Source organism: Novosphingobium anseongense (assembly GCF_037482895.1).
Classification (GTDB): Bacteria; Pseudomonadota; Alphaproteobacteria; order Sphingomonadales; family Sphingomonadaceae; genus Novosphingobium; species Novosphingobium anseongense.
On record NZ_JBBHJZ010000018.1, the window covers coordinates 1 to 1,181 of the forward strand.

2 protein-coding genes are annotated in these 1,181 nt (G+C 61.7%); one reads left to right on the forward strand and one right to left on the reverse strand.

Going from position 1 to position 1,181, the window contains the following annotated elements:
- A partial coding sequence (locus WG901_RS23750; RefSeq protein ID WP_339589620.1) for a nucleotidyltransferase domain-containing protein occupies nucleotides 1-347 on the reverse strand: 347 nt, incomplete at its 3' end.
- Between the two features lie 595 nt (nucleotides 348-942).
- Here WG901_RS23750 and WG901_RS23755 point away from each other — a divergent pair.
- Nucleotides 943-1,181: ArdC family protein (locus WG901_RS23755; RefSeq protein WP_339589621.1), on the forward strand; the 239-nt coding region annotated here is incomplete at its 3' end.

Sequence of the window (1,181 nt, forward strand, 5' to 3'; positions counted from 1 at the left end):
TTCACGTCGTTTAGGTCGTGGACGATGATGTTGACCTGGCGGTCAATGGTCTCGTCCCGGAGGATGCGGTCCTCGGCGATGTACCAGTACTCGGCGATGTCGGTCAGCTTCTCGTGGCTGACGACGACGAGCAGGTCGAAATCCGACTGGTAACCATTTTCCGGGTCGTCGACCCAGTCGCTGCGCGCATAGGAGCCGAACAGGATCACCTTGAGGATCTTGCCGTTGCGCTTCCAGTCCGAGTTGGCGAGCGCGATTGCCTTCTCGAACTCCTCCATGAGGATCTTTGTGGCGCGGGCGAGCTCGGACTGCTGCTTCTCAGGCAGGTGGGAGAGGTCGTCACGCACCGCCGCTGGCCCTAACGCGCGCTCTGTCCGTCAGTCCTCGGCAAGTGGGGGCGGTAAAGTTCATGCTTTATTCTCGTGTGACGCGCGCGAAAATGCAATCTCGCCTGGAGGATCGAACGTGGAATTTTGCTCCGAAGTGAATCTATCTCGGGCGGCGCGTGTCATGAATTGAAGTGATCTTTGCGGATGGTGACGGGCTGTTGACCCACACTGCGACAGCGTCAACGATGTGGGGAGCATGTCTGGGTGAACGGGCTAGCGCGCTCGGCTGACGGTCATTTGTCGAGCCATCGCATCGAATGTCGCTCGGCGAAGCAGCGGCCATCGCTGCGCGATGGCGTTGTTTGATAGGCCGACCCCAGGTCGAGGTCTGGGCGGCGCTCCCTTCTAGGCCGGCTGCGGCGAGCCGCAACGCGGGGCTTCGCCCCGCGTCCTCCACTACGTTGCGGCCCTGCGGGTGCCGCTCGCCTCCTTCAGCCGGCCTTTCCGGTCGCATTTCGCCGCCCACCCCCCTCCCTGGGGCAGGCATACGGGATTGGGTTGCGTATGTGGCAACCTGCTGTGGTCTGGTCTCTTGGGCAGCTTCGGAGGTCTGATGTCCTACGAGCCTGCATATTGCCTCTCGAGGCATTCAGACTTGCGGCCCTGCAATGGTCTTGGCACCAGCTCTTCTACCTACCCGACAGCGTGGTTTCTCGCCGAGTTGAAGCAGGGGCGACTTCCGTGGGTGCAGCCATGGGGGCTACGTGGCAACGCGTTGGTCGGCGTGCCTCGTAATGCCTTGAGCCAACGCCCCTATCGCGGTGTCAACATCCTCATTCTTTGGAAAGCCGC